Source organism: Helicobacter kayseriensis (genome assembly GCF_021300655.1).
GTDB lineage: Bacteria > Campylobacterota > Campylobacteria > Campylobacterales > Helicobacteraceae > Helicobacter_G > Helicobacter_G kayseriensis.
In genome coordinates this window covers 52,444-70,340 of the sequence record NZ_JAJTNB010000005.1, presented here as the reverse complement: position 1 = coordinate 70,340, position 17,897 = coordinate 52,444, and the positions used below count along the sequence as shown (strand labels likewise).

Genomic DNA, 17,897 nt, shown 5'->3' with positions numbered 1-17,897 from the left:
CATAAGAAAATCTTCTGCTACAATCCCGCCCCATGAATAAGATCGATTGGATTTTTTTATTGGCTTATTTTGTTTTGATTGTCTGGATTGGACTCTCCTCTTGCAAAAAAATCAAAACATCTTCTGACTTCTTTCTTGCAGGTAGGCATTTTGGCTGGCCCATTATTGGCATTTCTATTGTGGCTACTCAAGTGAGTGCGATCACTTTCATAGGGGCTCCAAGCTGGTCATATCAAACTGGGCTCAAGGCAATTGCACTCTTTTTGAACCTGCCCCTTGTTGCTTGGATTGCAAGCAAAACTTTGATTCCATATTTTTATCATCTCAACATCACATCCATTTATGAATATCTCCAACTTCGCTTTGGAAAAAATCTCAAAAATATTCTTGCTCTGTTTTACCTTATTAAAACCATATTGATTGCAAGCGTGATCATTTATGTACCCTCTTTGATTCTCTCACGCATCCTTTCTTTTCCTATTGAAATTACCATTTGTCTGATTGTGCTTTTTGCATTGCTTTACACCACTTTGGGTGGAATTCGCTCTGTGATCTTAAGTGATGGACTTCAGCTATTGATTATGTGGATAGGGCTTGCTCTTTTACTTTTCTTTCTTTTTCTCCTGCTTCCACTCTCCCCGCAAGAATCCCTCTCTGCATTGATTACTCAAAATAAGCTCAATGCACTTGATTTTTCTTTTGCCTTTGAAGCTCCCAATACAGTTTGGGCTGGAATCATAGGCGGAGGTATCATACATCTTGCATATTATGGAACAGAGCAAACACAAATTCAAAGAATCTTAAGTGCGAAAAATCTTAAAAATGCTCGCCTATCCCTCTATGCAGGTAGCGTGATCAACCTAATACAAACTTTTCTTTTTTTGGTTTTAGGATTGGGACTATATCTCTTCTATCAAAACAATCTTTCTTTTTCAAATCCCAATGATGCCCTCATCTCTTTTGTCTTGCAAGAGATTCCACAAGGAGTATTGGGGATTTTTTTGGTGGCAATCTTTGCAGCTACAATGAGCAGTATCGACTCTTCTATAAACTCAATGACAACAGTGTTTATGAAAGATTTCTTTGATCCCTATCTTGCGCGCTTTGCAAAGCATAACAATCCTATTTTGATCATACGAATCGTTGGCGTCTTCTTAGGCTTGCTCATTCTTCTTCTTGCACTCAATCTCTCACAATCACAAATGTCAATCCTTGAACTCATCACTCAATATGCTTCTTTCATTTTGGGATCTGTCTTAGGAGTCTTTTTGCTAGGAATCTTCACTCAAAGAAGCAATGAAAATGGTGCAATGATTGGCTTTTTTGCTGGAATCATTGGGGTTATTTTTGCATCAACTCTTTTTAATTTCTTTTGGATGTGGAATGCACCAATTGGACTGATGATCACTTTGATCGTGGGCTACCTTTCAAGCTTATGTTTCAAAACCCAAACAAATCATCAGCTTCCAAAATTTCACTTTTCTTGGAAAAATCTTTTTGATTTTGATTCCCTTTTGCTCTTTTTGTTTTGTTGTGCATTTTTTCTCTTTCTTTGGCTTTTGCCCTCTATGCATTTAGGCTAAAATTGCGCAAGTTGATTTATGATTTAAGACAACACTTAAAGAGAGATAAGATAGATTTATGAAACAGATTGCATTGATTTTAGAGGGAAAATGTGCTCAATTTTTTTTAGACAAGCTTCTTCTGTCTTTTCATAGCTCCAATTTTTATACAGTCATTACACCCAATCCCGATCTTATCCCTCCATCTTATCCTGACAATTTTTCTTTTTATTGTTTTGATCCAAGCTCAAAGCCCAAGATTCAACGCACACTTGCTTTTGATCTTGATCTTATTTTTTTGGTCTTTGAGGATTTTCAAGAATGCCAAATGACCTACTCCACTATTCGTGATCTCTTTCCTCTAGCGCACATTATCTTTCACTCTACACAATCTCTTGAGATCCAAGATCCACTTTTAGAAGAAATTTCTTCTCCACTCCTAGCAAGCAATAAACTCCTTACCTATCTTCCCAATATCCCCACCCCCATTCAAGATCTAGGATTGGGGAAAGGAGAAGTGATGGAAATCCCTATTCCATCAGGAAGCGTATATTGCTATCGTACAATTGGCTCTATCTCTCAAAAAGAATGGAAAATCGCTGGAGTTTATCGCGGTGAAGAACTCTTGCTTGGAACCTATTCTCTAAGTCTGCAACCCAACGACAGACTTCTTGCTATTGGCAACCCTAGCATTCTTCAAAATGTCTATCGACAAATCACAAGCTCTTTGGGACAATTCCCTATCCCTTTTGGAAAAGATTTGTTTTTATATCTTGATGAGGATTTACAAAATGAAAATGAAATCCTGCAAGACATCGGTGAGGCACTCTTTCTGCATAAGCATCTTAATTGCAATCAACTCATCATTACACTCCTCAATCCCAAGAGATTTGATCTAATCAACCACATCAAATGCATTCAAGATGAGCACATCAATGTCTATATTGACTATAGCACACAAAAATTGACAGAAATTTTGCAAAATCATCATAAAAAACGCATCGGTCTAGCCATTATGCACTATAAATTTTTTCATTCTCTTGAGATCAAAAAAACTCTCTTTGAACTTTCAATCCCCACATTTAAAACCTCACAAGTCAGCATCCAAGATTGCCACTCTAGTCTTTCATTTTTAGAAGAAGATCAAAATATTGCTTCTATTACACTAGATATTGCTTCTCAATTGCAATTAGATTTTGAACTTTATGATTTTGATGTTGATGGACACTTTCATACAGAATCTTTTAAGACTTACAAAAATCTCTCACAAATTTTTAACAAACCTATCCACCTCATCAAAAGCAATACAAAAAATCCCGTGATCTATCTCTTGGAGCTAGAAAAGCCGATCTTGCAATTCCTCCCACTCAATTTGGCATCAATTAGCAACACAATTTCTGGGGCACTCTCCACGCAACTCACATTCCACGCACTCAAGCTCAACAAATACCCACAGATTCTGATCCCTATTTCCTAATGCAAACTATTCATCTTCACTCAAGCACTATCTTTTTTGGAGAACCCGAAGAATTGGTCTTTGATGGGAGTGTTTTAATCATCACTGAAAAAAATGTTGCCTCACTCTATCTTGATTTGATTTCTCAAAAAATCAAAGCCCCTCAAGTCTTTTCTCTAGTTCTTCAAGGAGGAGAAGAAAACAAAAATTTCCAAACACTTGAGCAAATCTTACACTTTGCCTTTGCATGCAAACTTGATCGCAAAAGCACAATGATCGCTCTAGGAGGAGGAATCATTAGCGATCTTGTAGGATTGGCAAGTGGTCTTTATATGCGTGGAATTGATTTTTATAATATTCCCACAACACTTTTAGCTCAAGTGGATGCCAGTGTGGGGGGAAAATGTGGAGTTAATTCTCCTTTTGGGAAAAATTTGATTGGTTTGTTTCATCATCCATCTCAAGTCCTGATTTCTCCTCTCTTCTTAAAATCTCTCCCTCCAAGAGAATTCAATGCAGGAATGGCAGAAGTGATCAAAATGGCAGTTTGCTTCTCTCCAGAACTATTTGAGAAACTCTTTGATGTGTCCTATGTGCAAAATCATCTTCTAGAAATCATTTTCCAAAGCATCTCAATCAAGGCCAACATTGTCTCTCAAGATGAAAGAGAATCTCACCTTCGCTCCGCCCTAAATTATGGACACACCTTTGGGCATGCGATTGAAAAAGAGCAAAATTTTCAAAACTTTTTACATGGTGAAGCAGTCAGTATTGGTATGGTTATGGCCAATACTCTTGCAAGTAAGATTGCAGGATTTCAAGAATCATCACAAGTCCTTTCTCTTCTTAAGCTCCACAATCTTCCCACTTCTTATAAGATTCAAAACCCTGATGTCTTTTTTCAATCACTTTTTTTAGATAAAAAAACCCAAAATCAACAAATTAAATTTATACTTCCACTTGCAATTGGTTCATTTGACTTTTTTTATCCACCAGTTGAGGAAATCAAAAAAATTCTAAACGAGTTTGCAAAATGAAAAAACTATTCTTTCTCTTTTTTGTGCTAATTCTTACACTATATTCTTCTAATGCTCCCCAAGAGAAAAAACTCTCTACAAGCCAACAGGAAACCTTGCAAAGCATTACTGATGAGATCAAAGTCATCAACAAATCACTCAATGGAAATGAGAATCTTTGGATTAGAAGATATAACAGCTATCTTAAATATACCTCTATCAACAACCAAATCAAAACCATTCAGTGGAAACTCAAGCACACAAAGCCTTCCTCCAAAAATCCTGAAGAATTTCAAATCCTCTCCAATCGCCTAGAAGCACTCCAAAGACAGAAAAATTTCTTCTCAGATTATGAGGGAAATCCCTATCGCGAACTTACAGAAGTCAAAGAGATTGAAGATATTCCAAGAGTGACAAATCCTATTGCAATCTTTACTGGGATCAACTTCCTCAAACAAATCAAAGCACAGGAAAAGACTCTCCAAACCAACCAAAAAACACTCAAAGAAACCCTTGCTCTTTTGGATCAAAAAAAAGATCTTCTTACCCAACTACTTAAACTTCAAGACAAACAACAACAATATGAGACCCTCAAAGAATTACAAAAAATTCAAAGCATGAAGCTTGATTTTCAATCTGCACAAAGTATCCTTGAAACATCTCTTGAGGTTTTTGGAAGACGTGTTACAGAGCTTGATCTAAGTATCACCTCTCAAATCCAAAAACAAACCCTCAAAACAATCTATATCACCATTTTATGCCTAGTTGTATTTTTTATCGCACTTGCGATTAAGATGGCATTGCGCAAATATCTCGATCATGAAAGACTCTATATCGCCAACAAAATCATCAACTTTTCTTATATCACACTGATTATTTTAATCTTGCTTTTAAGCTATCTCAACAACATCACTTATTTGGTGACATTCTTAGGTTTTGTTTCAGCTGGTCTTGCTTTTGCGATGCGTGATCTTTTTATGAGTGTATTGGGATGGTTTGTGATTGTTGTTGGTGGGGCACTACATGCAGGAGATCGCATCAGGATTCACAAAGACAGCACAACCTATGTAGGAGATATTTTGGATATCTCAATGACACGCATTACCCTTTTGGAAGATGTGACATACAATACTTATGTAGAAACACGCCGTGCTGGAAGGATTATCTTCATCCCCAACAATTTCATCTTCAATACCGTAATCTCTAATTACACACATGGAGGAATGACGACAATCTGGGATGGGATTGATTTCACAATCACTTTTGATAGCAATTATAAAAAAGCCGTTGAAATTGCCACAGAAGTCGCACGCAAATACTCCAAACCTCACATTGAGATTGGCAAAAAGCGTATGTCACGCCTCAAAGAGCGCTATTCACTCAAACGCATCAGCCTTGAACCTCGAGTATTTAATATGATTGAAGCAAGTGGGATGAGAATCTCTGTGTGGTATCAAACCAATGCTTTCACAACGCTCAATGTCCGAAGCAATATTTCTGGGGAAATCATTGATCTTTTGTCCAAAGAGCAGGATATCAAAATTGCCTACAACACCACAAAACTCGTCAATACTGGAAGCGATGGGGTTTGGGAACGATTTACTCATGGAGACAAACATGAAACCAAAAGTGTTTTTTAAAACCTTTGGGTGTCGCACAAATTTATTTGACACCCAAGTGATGATTGAAAATTTAAAAGATTTTGAACTTACACAAAATGAAGAAGAAGCCCATATCGTGATCATCAATTCTTGCACTGTGACAAATGGAGCAGATTCTGGTGTAAGACAATACCTCAATAAAATCCAAAAAAAAGGGAAAAAAATCTATTTTACAGGATGTGGTGTTGCCACAAAAGGCAAAGAAGTATATCCACAAGTTTCTGGAGTGTTTGCCCATGACCACAAAGAAAACATCAACACTCTTCTTAAAAATAAGACCAAATTCTTCCTCCCTACCCAAAACCAAACCCATATCGACCAAACCCTTGTGAGTGAGTTTGTAGGAAAAAGCAGAGCATTTATCAAAATCCAAGAAGGGTGTGATTTTACTTGTAGTTATTGCATCATTCCCTTCTCTAGAGGGAAGGCCCGAAGTCTTCCACAAGAAAGAATCCTTACTCAAATCCAAACTCTTGCACAAGAAGGAATCAAAGAAGTTGTTCTTACAGGCACAAATATGGGAAGCTATGGCAAGGACACACAAACTTCTGTCGCTAAACTCATCAAGCAGATTGCTAAGATTCCAAACATTAAACGCATCCGCTTAGGATCTCTTGAACCAAGCCAGATTGATGAGGAGTTTTTGGAACTTTTGGGGGAAGAGTTTTTAGAGCGCCATCTTCACATCGCACTTCAATATACCCACGATCGTATGCTTGAGATTATGAATCGACACAATCGCTTCAAAACAGACCTAGAGCTTTTTGAAAAAATCGCCTCAAAAGGCTTTGCCCTAGGAAGTGATTATATTGTGGGACATCCTGGAGAGAGTGAGGAGGTTTGGAATGAAGCTTATGAGAACCTAAAGCTTTTTCCTCTCACACATATCCACCCCTTTATCTATAGCCCAAGAAGTGGGACCCCATCAGCCTCAATGACTCCACGCATCAATGGAGATCAAGCCAAAAAACGCCTACACATGATCAACCAATTGATTGCTCAAAATAATTTTAACTTCCGTCAAAAATATGCCGAAGTTCCCCTAAAAGTCCTTATTGAAAACCAAAGAGATGAAACTTTCCAAGGCTTTGATCAATTTTTCAACAAAGTCAAAATCCAATCCTCTCAAAAACTTTCAGGATGGGTTGAGATTAATTCTTATACAATCACACAAGAACACAACTTTACTCAACTATAAGGAGTAATAGATGAAACCAAAAACAAAGCTTGTCATTGGTTTTTCTCTAGGAGTGATTTTTGTCGGCTTGATGGCATTTCTTTTTTTGAGAGATTATTCCAAAAACATCACACAAGAAGAGTTTAAGGCACTTTTATCCAATGCTTCAAAGTTTGAAGTTGATGATAACTATCTTTACTTTTGGAATCAAAACAAAGCATACAAACTCCTCAAAGATGAGCAAACTCTCTCACAAGTCAAAGAAAAATACCCCATTCAAACACGCTCTGATTGGCCCGCCTATTTTCTTGATTTTTTTTATGCCCTCATTGTATTGGGTATTGCTTTTGTAGGAGGATATTTCTTTTATAAAAAACTCAAAAAACCATCTTCTCTCCCCACCCAATCCATCAATCAACAACCCAAACAAGAAATAATCACCCCTTCTCAACCCAATCCAAGCATCACACTCAAATCTCTAGCAGGGATTGAGACGATCAAAACAGAACTTTTAGAAATCATCGATTATCTCAAGCATCCCCAAAAATACACCTCCTTGGGACTTAGAATGCCCAAGGGGATCTTGCTTGTTGGCCCACCTGGAGTAGGAAAAACAATGCTTGCCAAAGCTCTAGCCAACGAATCTGGAGTGCCTTTTTTCTATCAAAGTGGGAGTAGTTTCTCTCAGATCTTTGTAGGCAGTGGAGCAAAAAAAGTGCAAGAGCTTTTTGCTCAAGCCAAAGCATGCAAAAACGCTATTGTTTTTATTGATGAGATTGATTCTGTCGGAAAGGTGCGCGGAAATGGACGCAATGATGAGAGAGAATCAACCCTCAATCAGCTTCTAACAGAAATGGATGGTTTTCTTGATAGCTCCAATGTTATTGTGTTTGGAGCGACAAACAATCCAGAAGTTCTTGACCCCGCCTTATTGCGTAGCGGACGCTTTGATCGCAAAATCTATATCGATCTTCCCTCATTGCAAGAAAGAATCGATATCTTCAAGCTCTATCTTTCAAACAAATCCCTTGATTTTTCTATTGATGAATTTGCCAAAGAATGCGCAGGGTTTAGTGGTGCAATGATAGAAAATCTCATCAATGAAGCAGGCCTCTTGATGCTAAGAGATAAACGCTCCAATCTAACACAAAAAGATTTCAAAGAAGCCAAACAAGCTCTAATGCTATCTCTTAAAAAATTTCCTACCCTTAATAATTCTCAACGCGAAATTCTTGCCCTCTATCAAAGCTCTAAAGCACTCTATGCACACACACATCAGATTCCATTTGAAAAAATCTCATTATGGGATGAGGAAAGCATTTATTACTTTGAAGACTTTATGAACAAAACTCAAATTCTCCGCCGTTTGGCTTTTTATCTTTGTGGAAATGAGACACTCAAGTTTCTTACAAAAGAGCCATACACTTGTGCAAAAGACGATTTAAATAAAGCCAAAATAATCGCAAAAGAGATTTTAGAACAATATGGAATGGGAGATAACCTCTTTGCTCTAGATCCTCTTCCACTTATCATTCAAGCCCAACAAGAACTCTTGATCTTCATTCAAAATCATCATCAGCACGTTAAAACTCTCGCAGATACAATGCTAGAAAAAGAAAGCCTAACTCCTCTAGATTGCGATGAAATTTTTTAGTGGTTTTTGTTTCCAAAATGAAGAGGAGCTCTTTGCTCCTTTTGCACAAATTGATCAACTCTACACCATAAGTGGTTTTAGCTATGGAGCGATCAAAGCCTTTCAAGCTTCTATCCAAGCAATCCAATCCCATCAAAGAATCCAAACCCTCAACCTCTTCTCCCCCGCTTTTTTCCAAACCCAAAAACCAAGCTTTATCAAAGTGCAAATCTTAGGCTTTCGCAAAGACCCTCAACGCTATCGACAAAACTTTCTATCTCTATGTGGCTCTCCACCTCAAAAATATTTCAAAGAAGGATGTTTAGAAGAATTAGAAGAATTACTGCATTTTCAATGGAAAGAAGAAGAATTGAGATATCTCAATGAAAATGGAGTAAAAATCAGAGTCTTTTTGGGAGAAAAGGATTCTATCATCCCCGCCAAAGAGGCATGCGATTTTTTCTCCCCTTTTGGAAATGTTTTTCTTTATAAAAATCTCAATCACTGTTTGCAATGCGATCATCTTTGACCGCACTATAGGCAAACTTAACATAAACACTCAGCCCTAGCAGCAAGAGAGCCACCCCTCCAGTCAAATACAATGTATAGCGAATCATCTCTGGTTCAATAATGCTAAATTTAAATACAAGCATCAATGCCTCAATAGCCAAAGCAATAATAATAGATCCCAAAAAGCGAATCATAGTTTTGTGGATTGCATAATGACTCTGCCCCTTATCACGCCCCAAAACCTCTTCTTCAAAAATTGCTTTGACCAAATCTACGATTGCCAAAGACAAAGTCAGCAAAATCGTTGCTTCAAACACCTCCTTAATATCGAGTCGATTAAAATGCACAACCGCATGCCAAAAGCTATAAACTCCACGTACAAAAAGCAAGATACTGACCAAAAAAAGCATCGCTGATAAGCCTGTATAAGCGATATTAGATGTTCTTGAGAAGAAATCATATAGCTTAGTTGGAGCACCAATTGCCAAAGCCTCTTTGAGCTCAAGATCAATGCAAGCGATATATTGGAGCTGATTATTTTGATCATAGATTGGATAGCTCGCCGTTACGACAAGTTTCCCACCATTCTTGCTAGGATATGGATCAGTCAAGATACAACGCCCCTCTTTTTTGCACTCATAAAAATAAGCACGATCAGAGTAATTAGGAATCTGATCTTTACTCAAATCACAACTCTCTTGTTTGAGCTTTCTGACTTGATTTCCTTGTGCATCAAGAATATAAATCGCATCAAAAATTTGAATTTCTAGAGCGATCTTTTCAAGACCTTGAGTGATTCGCTCTACAGATGGAGAAATCAAGGGGTTTTTAATATAGCGAGAAAAAAGATAGCACATATAAGCACGCACTTCATAGCGGATATTAGAATATTTGATAATGTCCTTAGATAGCAATTCACTCCTCCTTTTTAAAAAATCAGAAGTGTAGCCAATGTTGTCAAAATTTTTGTATCACTCAATATAACCAAAATAAAAACATATTAATAAAATTAATATTTTTTTATTTTTTTCTAATTTTTATTAATTTTTTGGTAGAATTCCATCTGTTTTTAAAAGATAAACATTCCCTTGAGAGTTTCGGAGAAATCCGAAACTCTCATAGAGTGTTTTTCATAAGTGTGTTTCCTAAATAATCAAAAGAGGGGGGGGGGAGAACACAAAGATTTCATAGAGTCTCTCCCAAGAGACTCTAAAAATCTTTTTCTATCCCTCCAAAAAGAAAAAGTTTCGTGCCTATCTCCCTCTTTTGAGGGAGCTTTTATATCTCTTTTGTTGTGTTATGTTTCCAAAAGTTCCCCCAGAGTGGATAAATACCAAATCTCTCTCCTCAAATTTTTTTACATTACCCAAGATATTTATCCACAATGGACAATCATAGAGCAAATCAAACTCAACCCCTACTTTCAACCACTCTTGATAGATATTCCGAATCTCTTGATGAGGCTTTCCAAAAGGTGTATAAAACACAGTTTCCAAAATATTTGGCCTTTTAGAATAAGGAGAAAAATATCTTTGGAGTTGCTCCATTTTCCCAGCCCCCAAAGCCGTATAAACATCTAAATCATATTGAGCTAGTGCCAAGGATGCTGTGCCAATACCACTTGAGTAAAAAAATACAGGATGATGCAAATGGCAAGTTTGCATTTTAAGCTCATCTGATAAGATTCTCATCCCCTTCATTGCCAGCTCCACACTCCCACCCTGAGGGATAAACACACTTTCTAAATTTTGATCATGATATGAAAGCGCTTCTTCTTGAGGAAAGGAAGTTTGCACAAAACGCACTCTTTTTGTATTTTGTGCAAAAGCAAAGTTTCCTTTCATCTCTTGAATAAGAGCCTCTGAAAATGGGGGAGTAAAATAAATCAGCGTGCAATCTTTTATCTCGCAAAGCGCTGATAAACTCATCAAAGCATTACTTTGATTGCCTCCATAACTGATAAGAATCTTGCCCTGAAGATTTTGAGCAAGCAGAGAAAAAAATTTCCTAGCCTTGTTTCCACTAAAATATGGATGAAGTAAATCATCACGTTTGATATAAATCTCTCGCCCCAAGAATCTTTTCTTCTCTAAAGGTGTAGCAATATAACTCAACACGAGCCCCCTCCTCAACTTTTCACACAAAATTCCTAAAGCTTACACAAATCTACAATCTAAAGGATTCCGCATTAATCTTCCCAACACAAACAAGCCTTCTGCAGCAAAGCCCAACTCTTGCATTCTCTTATCATCTTTTAATCTTTTAATGTTTCATCTCAAAAAACGCCCTATCCCCTTATTTCCCCAAACAAAACTCACCAAACATCTTATCTAGCAATTCAGCACTTTCATAGGGTTGAGTAATCGCCCCGATAGAGCAAATCGCATCTTTGAGATTATAAGAAAAGAGCTCTAGCACTCCATTTGCAAGCTCAAGCTTTGCCTGTCTTAAAGACTCAATAGAATCTTGGACACTTTTGATTTGATTGGCACTTGAAAGCATCACATCATCACTTTCTTCTTCATTCAAAACCTTCTCCAATGCCTCCAAAACAGAATCGATCTCTTTTTCTTTGGCACTTAAAGCGATGGGAGAAAACTCTTTGAGTTGATCTTGATCGATCTGTCTGGGCAAATCATTTTTATTAAGCAATACAATGATTTTCTTGTCTTTCTCCTCTCTAAGTAGATTCAAAATCTCCTCATCTTCCTTCTCCCATTCTCTTGAAGCATCAAAAAGCGCCAAAATCACATCACTTTCTCTCATAGCTTCCTTGCTTCTTTCAATCCCAATTTGCTCAATTCTATCTTTTGATTCTCTAATGCCTGCAGTATCAATGATTTTGACATACACCCCAGCGATATGAAAGCTCTCCTCAATCCTATCTCGCGTCGTCCCTGCCACATCACTCACAATCGCCCTTTCCTGCATCAAGAATGCATTGAGCAATGAACTTTTTCCAACATTGGGCTTCCCCACAATACTCAGCCTAAACCCCTCCAAGATTCCATTTCTTGCAATAGAGTGCTTCAAAATCTTTTCTAATCGCCCCAAAACTAGATCAATTTTTTGCATCAGCTTCTCAATCAAATCCTGAGGCAAATCTTCATCACTATAATCAATCATCACCTCACTATAAGCCAAAGCTTCATACAAAAGATCACGCGCATTCTGGACAAATTCACTCAACTCTCCACATAAATGGCGTGCAAGAGTTTTTTGAGCCTTGAGGCTTTTGGCTTCAATCATTTGAGCAATCGCTTGAGCTTGTGAAAGATCAATCCGACCATTTAAAAAAGCTCTTTTTGTAAACTCTCCATTTTGGGCCAACCTTGCTCCATGCTCCAAGGTTAGATCCAAGATCCTGCGTGCAATCACACTTCCACCATGACACTGGATCTCACAAACATCTTCGCGCGTATAACTATGAGGAGCTTTAAAATAAATCACAATCACTTCATCAAGCACATCGCCTGCATCATAAACACGACAAAGTGTGGCATAACGGGGTGAAAAAGTTTCTTTTTGTGTGAGCTTTTGTGTGATCTGAAGGGCATCTTTCCCACTCAATCTCACCACAGCCATTGCCCCTCCCCCCAAGGGAGTAGAAATTGCAGAAATAGTAGAATTATCTGAAATCATTCACAACAATCACACTTTCATTCTCTGAAATTTGCTTCATCACAATATATTTATCAGGAATTGTTTCCCTAAAACGCTTAAGGGCGATGCTTGCACTTAGAGAATCAAATGCTTGAGTTTGGAAAAAAGTCCTTGAAATGATTTTGTCATAATACTCTTCAAGATACTCTTCCACTTTTTTTTCTTTATTTTTCAAAAAATCCGCAATTTCAAGACGCAGATTCATTCCATACTCTTTTTTGATCCAAGCCGATAGTAGATGATAAATAGCGTGATAGCGGTAACCCTTCTCTCCGATCAGCAACCCACAATCAACCCCATTAAATTCAACAAAAACAAATTCTCTTCCATGTACTTTTGCTTTAATCTGATCAATCTCATAGGGCAAGTGACTGAAAAGCTCTTTAATTTCTCGAGCAATTTGATCGCCAATATCTTGAGCGGAGGGCTTATCTTGAAAAAAATTATTTTGAATCTGAGAGTAGCTATCTTGACCTCCATTTGAAGATTTTTTCTGCGCCAAGATAATCGCATCTCTTTTTAAAAAACCCAAAATACCTCTCCTTGGGGATAAAACAACCTCATACTCCAATTCATTGGGAGCACAGGAGAATTCACACAAGGCTTGATGCAAAGCTTCTTGGATTGAAGAACCTACAAATTTCTTCATTGCTTTGCCTCTTTTTGTTTTGCAACAATTTTATTAATCAAGATTTGTTGGAAAATAGAAATCACATTATTAACACTCCAATACAAAACAAGTCCTGCTGGGAATGGGAAAATAATAAAGAAGAAAGTAAAGAAAAGCGGAAGCATCTTAAAGACTTTTTCTTGCATTGGGTCTGTGAAATTAGATGGGGTTAGAATCTGAGAAATATACATCGTAACCCCCATAATCACAGGAAGCACATAATAAGGATCAATTGCAGAAAGATCAATGATCCACAAAATCCAAGGCGCAGACTTAAGTTCTACTGCACAATAAAGCACTTTATAGATTGCAAAGAAAACAGGAATCTGAAGCAAAAGTGGCAAGCATCCTCCTAGTGGATTGGCCCCGTGCTTTCGATAAAGATCCATCATATGCTTTTGCATCTTTTGAGGATCGCTTTTGTATTTTGCTTGGATTTCTTTCATTTCTGGAGCTAACTCTTTGAGTTTTTGCATCCCCATCATTCCCTTATAGCTCAAAGGGAAAAGCACCAAACGCACAATAATTGTCAAAAGCACAATAGCCCAACCCCAATTTCCACAAAACTCATAAATCATTTCCAAAAGCAAAAACAAAGGTTTAGCAAAAAAAGTAATCAACCCATATTCAACCACATCACCCAATGGAGCATATAAAGCTTTAAGCTCTTGGTAGTTCTTTGCTCCGATATACCCCTCTAACTTCGCATTCCCCTTAAGGTGAGCAAAAGCGATAGGATTTTTAGCCTCAATCTTGCCATCTACAACAACCTCTAAGGTGTTTTGGCGATCAAATAAAACACTTGCAAAGTAGCGATCAACACTTGCAAAAAAGACTGAAGAGCTATACTTTTGAATCCCCTCTATATCTCCCTCTTCAAGATTCTCAAGTCTTCCATTTTTATCCGAAATAATTGTTCCTAAGAAGGCATATCGATCAGAATCAGCTATGGGTCTTGCACCATTGGTAAGAAAAAATTCTTGATTTGAATCGCTTGTCTGTATCTCAAGCGTATAGCTCAAATCTGGCTTAATGGTCAAAATCTTTTTGATAATAAAATCACCCAATGTTTGAGTCAAAACAACCTCAAGGGGTTGATCTTCTAGTTTAAATACCTTTTGATTTGCCACATAGGGCGTATTGAAAGCTTTTTGATTTAAAGATGAATCTGCAAAGCGTATTTCAAGAGGACGAATTGATTTTTCATCCAATAAAGGCAAAGATATTTTTGTCTCTTCCTTTTGTTTGTGTCCAAATATTTTTGCAAAAATACTTTCTTGAGGCTGAGAGATAAATTTTTGATCTTTAAGGAAAACCTGTCGGATACGCCCCAAAGTATCAATTTCTAGATCAAAATCTTTCGCCTCAATTCTTGCAAGAATCTCTTCACTATCAACCTGCTTTGATTGCGCTACATTGGATCCAGAAAGATTGGGGGCAGATTTTTCTTGTTGGGTTTGTTGTATTTGATTTTCTTGTTGTGGCTTTTGAGGAAAAAAGTAAGTATAAACACTTAAAAAAACAAGCGTCAAAACTCCAGCAAAAAGTATTTTTGAAAATGAAAAAACATTTTGATTTTGCGGTTGCATTGCTAATCCTTCAATAAAATATATGCCCACAAATAAATTGGCTTTGTAATACAAAAAGGTATTTTGATGCCCTGCTTAGGAACTATCCAGTAAGAACATCGCACAATACGATACTCTAACCCTGAGATTTTCACTCGCACCAAAGGATAGTCATACCCTCCTTTTACCCATGGGTTGCACTTCAAAACTCTAATTATAGAAAAAATTACAGCATAAAGCGGATGAGTTAATCGAAAAAGCATTAGGGAGTAACTTGAACAACTAGGATAAAAACGACAGCTTGGACGCTTGAGTGGCGAAACATATCGACGATAAAATTCAATCATCAAAATAAATAACTGTCTCACCATTAAGCACAACTTTTATTTAAAATTTTCAACATTTCTTCCTGAATCAATGCATATTCCATAGATTGAAAGTCTTTGGCGACAAAAATCATTGCCCTCCCCTCAAGCAATGATTCATAATTGCGACAAAAAGCGCGAAACCATCTCTTGATTTTATTGCGTACTGGGGCATTTCCAACCTTTTTTGAAACACTCAGCCCAAAATAAAAATTTTGCTTTTGAGAAATAAAATGAGAAAGCGCTGATCTTTCTTTAAAGGAAAGTCGACGCTCTCCTAGGGAAGAATGTGAAAATAATAAGATATATACACGAAAGCACCCCCTATCGTATCTTTTGCCGTTTTTATATACAAGATCAAACTCTGCTTTGTTCTTTAGGGTTTTCATCAAAACTTACACAGAGAGTCTCTTTCTTCCTTTCGCTCTTCTTGCATTGATCACTTTGCGACCATTCTTTGTTTTCATTCTAACACGAAACCCATGCGTTCTTTTGCGTGGAGTATTGTGAGGTTGATAAGTCCTTTTCATTCTAGATCCTTTACAGATTACTTAAATTACAAAAGTGTAATTATGCCTTTGTTTTGGGAGATTTTTTCATTTTTCTTGCACCAAAATATAGACATTATTCATTTTATTTTTTTGGAACATCTGCATAACTTGAACAAATGCATCAAATTGACTTTTACGATCACCTTTAAGAATAATATGTGTTTTTTTATCCATACTTGCTATGCGTGCGCTAAGAGTCGAAAAGCTCACAAGCTCATCACCCAAAAAAAACTTTCCATTTTTATCAATTGAGACAATCACCTCTTTTTGATCAATCTCTTTGTTCCCTTGTCCTTCTTCTTGAGATTGAGGAATATCAATAGGGACTTTGGAAGTATTGATAAAAGTTGCTGAAGTCAAAACAATCACAAGCAAAACAAGCATAATATCGATAAATGGAACAAGATTCATAGAATCCATTTTTTTCATCTTAATCTCCAAGGGGTTTGTGTTCGATGTCCCATTTTGTCAAAATCACTTCAGCCTTTCGCACAAGAAGATTATAAGACACGATTGAAGGGATAGCAACAAGCAATCCAGCAGCGGTTGCTTTAAGCGCCAAAGATAATCCGACCATAATATTTTGAGTATCTGTACCACTTCCAAGCTCAGAGAAAGTCACCATGATTCCAGCAACAGTCCCCAAAAGACCAACATAGGGGGCATTTGATCCAATTGTTGCAATCAAGGTCAAGCGTTTATGTAAATCAATCTCCAAAAGTCTCTTATCTGCATAATCAGTCACTCTCATCGTTGCATAAAACCAAATTCGCTCCAAAGCAATACTCACCACAACAACACTCAAAAAAAGCAGAAATCCAAGCACTCCATAATCAATCATTTCTCGCATTTTCTTTCCTTACTTAATAATCTTTCAAAGCGCTTCGTGCTTCGCGATCTAAAATCCTTCTTTTTAAGGTTTCGCGTTTATCGTGCAGATTCTTTCCTTTTGCAAGAGCAATCTCAAGCTTTGCTCGATTGGATCGATTAAAATAAAGCATTAAAGGGACGATGGTTAATCCCTCTTGAGAAACCTTCCCAAAAAGCTTATCAATCTGTTTGCGATGCAAAAGCAATCTTCGCTCACGCCTTTCATTGGGCTTATAATAACTATGCGTAGTTTCAAGATAGGAAATATGCACATGAAACAAAAACGCTTCTCCTTTGATGATTTTAATAAAACTATCTTTAAGATTTGCGCGTCCAGCTCGAAGGGATTTTACCTCTGAACCCTTTAGCTCAATACCTGCTTCATACTTCTCCAAAATATGAAAATCAAACAAAGCTTTTTTGTTTTTAGCGACAACTTTCATCTCTCTTTTATTCCTTTGATTCTAAAAAAACTACTTCCACTCCCACTAAAAAACCATCCCTCCCCCAAATCTTGGGCAACCTCAAGAAGTTGAGGGTATATTTTGCATGCAGGAAGATAAAGATCATTGAGTTCTTCCAAACTATAGCGACACAATAAATCAATACTTGAAAGATTCAAAAAATCCAATTTGATCTGCAAAGGCAACGCACACTCATCAAAAGCTTGATACACTCCTTTGGTATCACACGCAAAGGGAGGAGTAAAAATTTCATAAACATAATGACTTGGTTCAACAAATTCCTGAATCACCTCTCCCACTCCACTCACATTTGCACTCTCATACCCACTGACAAAAAATGCAACATCTGATCCGACCTTGGACGCGATTTGCAACAAGTTTTCTTGTGAGATTCCTAGCCTTTTGCCCACTTCACGCAAGAACACTCCAGCATTGGCACTCCCTCCCCCAAGTCCAGCACCTTGAGGAATGTTTTTTAAAATCTCAACTCTTATCCCTTCTAATTCTTCTGCATATTGAGGAAAAGCCATCCTTAAAGCCTCTTTGGCCTTAAAAACAAGATTTTTCTCTAAGGGAAAATCAAAATTCCCAACAATCTCAAACTGCTTAACCGCATCAAAAGAAATCTCCATCTCATCATAAAGATCTCCATATGCAAGAACAAAGCGTGAAAAAAGAGGATGCATCCCCTCCTTGAGAGGCAAAACATTTAAAAAAATATTAATTTTTGG

At 37.2% G+C, this 17,897-nt stretch carries 19 protein-coding genes; 7 read left to right on the top strand and 12 right to left on the bottom strand.

All coding sequences use genetic code 11. The features are described 5' to 3' along the window. The first annotated feature begins 32 nt into the window (after positions 1-32). Genes LW137_RS05055 through bioV form a run of 7 tightly spaced genes read left to right on the top strand, consistent with a single transcriptional unit; the run spans position 33 to position 9,034 of the window. The gene (locus tag LW137_RS05055) at positions 33-1,583 is read left to right on the top strand and encodes a sodium:solute symporter family transporter (RefSeq protein ID WP_233033826.1); all 1,551 of its coding nucleotides are present in this window, start codon (positions 33-35) and stop codon (positions 1,581-1,583) included. A gap of 58 nt (positions 1,584-1,641) precedes the next feature. After that, positions 1,642-3,039, top strand: a complete 1,398-nt coding sequence (locus LW137_RS05050; protein ID WP_233033825.1) for a TrkA C-terminal domain-containing protein — start codon at positions 1,642-1,644, stop codon at positions 3,037-3,039. Continuing rightward, on the top strand, positions 3,039-4,055 hold the full coding sequence (gene aroB, locus LW137_RS05045) for a 3-dehydroquinate synthase (protein ID WP_233033823.1): 1,017 nt from the start codon (positions 3,039-3,041) through the stop codon (positions 4,053-4,055). Before LW137_RS05050 ends, aroB begins: the two co-directional genes overlap by 1 nt. A 23-nt stretch (positions 4,056-4,078) precedes the next feature. Next, a complete protein-coding gene (locus LW137_RS07245; protein ID WP_233033821.1) occupies positions 4,079-5,674 on the top strand; it encodes a mechanosensitive ion channel family protein in 1,596 nt (531 codons plus the stop codon). Continuing rightward, on the top strand, positions 5,652-6,893 hold the full coding sequence (mtaB, locus tag LW137_RS05035; RefSeq protein WP_233033819.1) for a tRNA (N(6)-L-threonylcarbamoyladenosine(37)-C(2))-methylthiotransferase MtaB: 1,242 nt from the start codon (positions 5,652-5,654) through the stop codon (positions 6,891-6,893). The genes LW137_RS07245 and mtaB overlap by 23 nt, the downstream gene beginning before the upstream one ends. Positions 6,894-6,903: 10 nt before the next feature. Then, positions 6,904-8,526, top strand: coding sequence for an AAA family ATPase (locus tag LW137_RS05030; protein WP_233033817.1), 1,623 nt, complete (start codon positions 6,904-6,906; stop codon positions 8,524-8,526). After that, positions 8,513-9,034: a pimelyl-ACP methyl ester esterase BioV gene (bioV, locus tag LW137_RS05025; RefSeq protein ID WP_233033815.1), complete on the top strand. Its 522-nt coding sequence runs from the start codon at positions 8,513-8,515 to the stop codon at positions 9,032-9,034. The genes LW137_RS05030 and bioV overlap by 14 nt, the downstream gene beginning before the upstream one ends. On the opposite strand, the gene LW137_RS05020 is transcribed toward bioV, so the two are convergent. The 12 genes from LW137_RS05020 to LW137_RS04965 all read right to left on the bottom strand — a co-directional run bounded on the left by LW137_RS05020 (position 9,003) and on the right by LW137_RS04965 (position 17,852). Beyond that, a complete protein-coding gene (locus LW137_RS05020; protein WP_233033813.1) occupies positions 9,003-9,929 on the bottom strand; it encodes a PDC sensor domain-containing protein in 927 nt (308 codons plus the stop codon). The two genes, bioV and LW137_RS05020, sit on opposite strands and share 32 nt — an antisense overlap. A gap of 339 nt (positions 9,930-10,268) precedes the next feature. Continuing rightward, positions 10,269-11,132: a hypothetical protein gene (locus LW137_RS05015; RefSeq protein WP_233033811.1), complete on the bottom strand. Its 864-nt coding sequence runs from the start codon at positions 11,130-11,132 to the stop codon at positions 10,269-10,271. 178 nt (positions 11,133-11,310) lie between these two features. Next, on the bottom strand, positions 11,311-12,657 hold the full coding sequence (gene mnmE, locus LW137_RS05010; protein WP_233033809.1) for a tRNA uridine-5-carboxymethylaminomethyl(34) synthesis GTPase MnmE: 1,347 nt from the start codon (positions 12,655-12,657) through the stop codon (positions 11,311-11,313). Beyond that, positions 12,644-13,327, bottom strand: coding sequence for a Jag N-terminal domain-containing protein (locus LW137_RS05005; RefSeq protein WP_233033807.1), 684 nt, complete (start codon positions 13,325-13,327; stop codon positions 12,644-12,646). Before LW137_RS05005 ends, mnmE begins: the two co-directional genes overlap by 14 nt. After that, entirely contained in the window at positions 13,324-14,937 is a 1,614-nt protein-coding gene (gene yidC / locus LW137_RS05000) for a membrane protein insertase YidC (protein ID WP_233033805.1), read from the bottom strand. Before yidC ends, LW137_RS05005 begins: the two co-directional genes overlap by 4 nt. 2 nt (positions 14,938-14,939) lie before the next feature. Further along, positions 14,940-15,284 carry a membrane protein insertion efficiency factor YidD gene (yidD, locus tag LW137_RS04995; RefSeq protein WP_233033803.1) on the bottom strand — a complete coding sequence of 115 codons (345 nt, stop codon included), beginning with the start codon at positions 15,282-15,284 and terminating at the stop codon, positions 14,940-14,942. 2 nt (positions 15,285-15,286) lie between these two features. Further along, positions 15,287-15,670: a ribonuclease P protein component gene (rnpA, locus tag LW137_RS04990; RefSeq protein WP_233033802.1), complete on the bottom strand. Its 384-nt coding sequence runs from the start codon at positions 15,668-15,670 to the stop codon at positions 15,287-15,289. Between the two features lie 6 nt (positions 15,671-15,676). Then, on the bottom strand, positions 15,677-15,811 hold the full coding sequence (rpmH, locus tag LW137_RS04985) for a 50S ribosomal protein L34 (protein WP_027327788.1): 135 nt from the start codon (positions 15,809-15,811) through the stop codon (positions 15,677-15,679). Between the two features lie 66 nt (positions 15,812-15,877). Next, on the bottom strand, positions 15,878-16,261 hold the full coding sequence (locus LW137_RS04980) for an ExbD/TolR family protein (protein ID WP_233033801.1): 384 nt from the start codon (positions 16,259-16,261) through the stop codon (positions 15,878-15,880). Between the two features lies 1 nt (position 16,262). Beyond that, positions 16,263-16,682 carry a TonB-system energizer ExbB gene (gene exbB, locus LW137_RS04975; protein WP_233033800.1) on the bottom strand — a complete coding sequence of 140 codons (420 nt, stop codon included), beginning with the start codon at positions 16,680-16,682 and terminating at the stop codon, positions 16,263-16,265. A 13-nt stretch (positions 16,683-16,695) separates the two neighbouring features. Next, complete coding sequence (gene smpB, locus LW137_RS04970) at positions 16,696-17,145, bottom strand: SsrA-binding protein SmpB (RefSeq protein WP_233033799.1); 450 nt, start codon at positions 17,143-17,145, stop codon at positions 16,696-16,698. After that, complete coding sequence (locus LW137_RS04965) at positions 17,142-17,852, bottom strand: 4-(cytidine 5'-diphospho)-2-C-methyl-D-erythritol kinase (RefSeq protein WP_233033798.1); 711 nt, start codon at positions 17,850-17,852, stop codon at positions 17,142-17,144. Before LW137_RS04965 ends, smpB begins: the two co-directional genes overlap by 4 nt. Between the last annotated feature and the right edge of the window lie 45 nt (positions 17,853-17,897).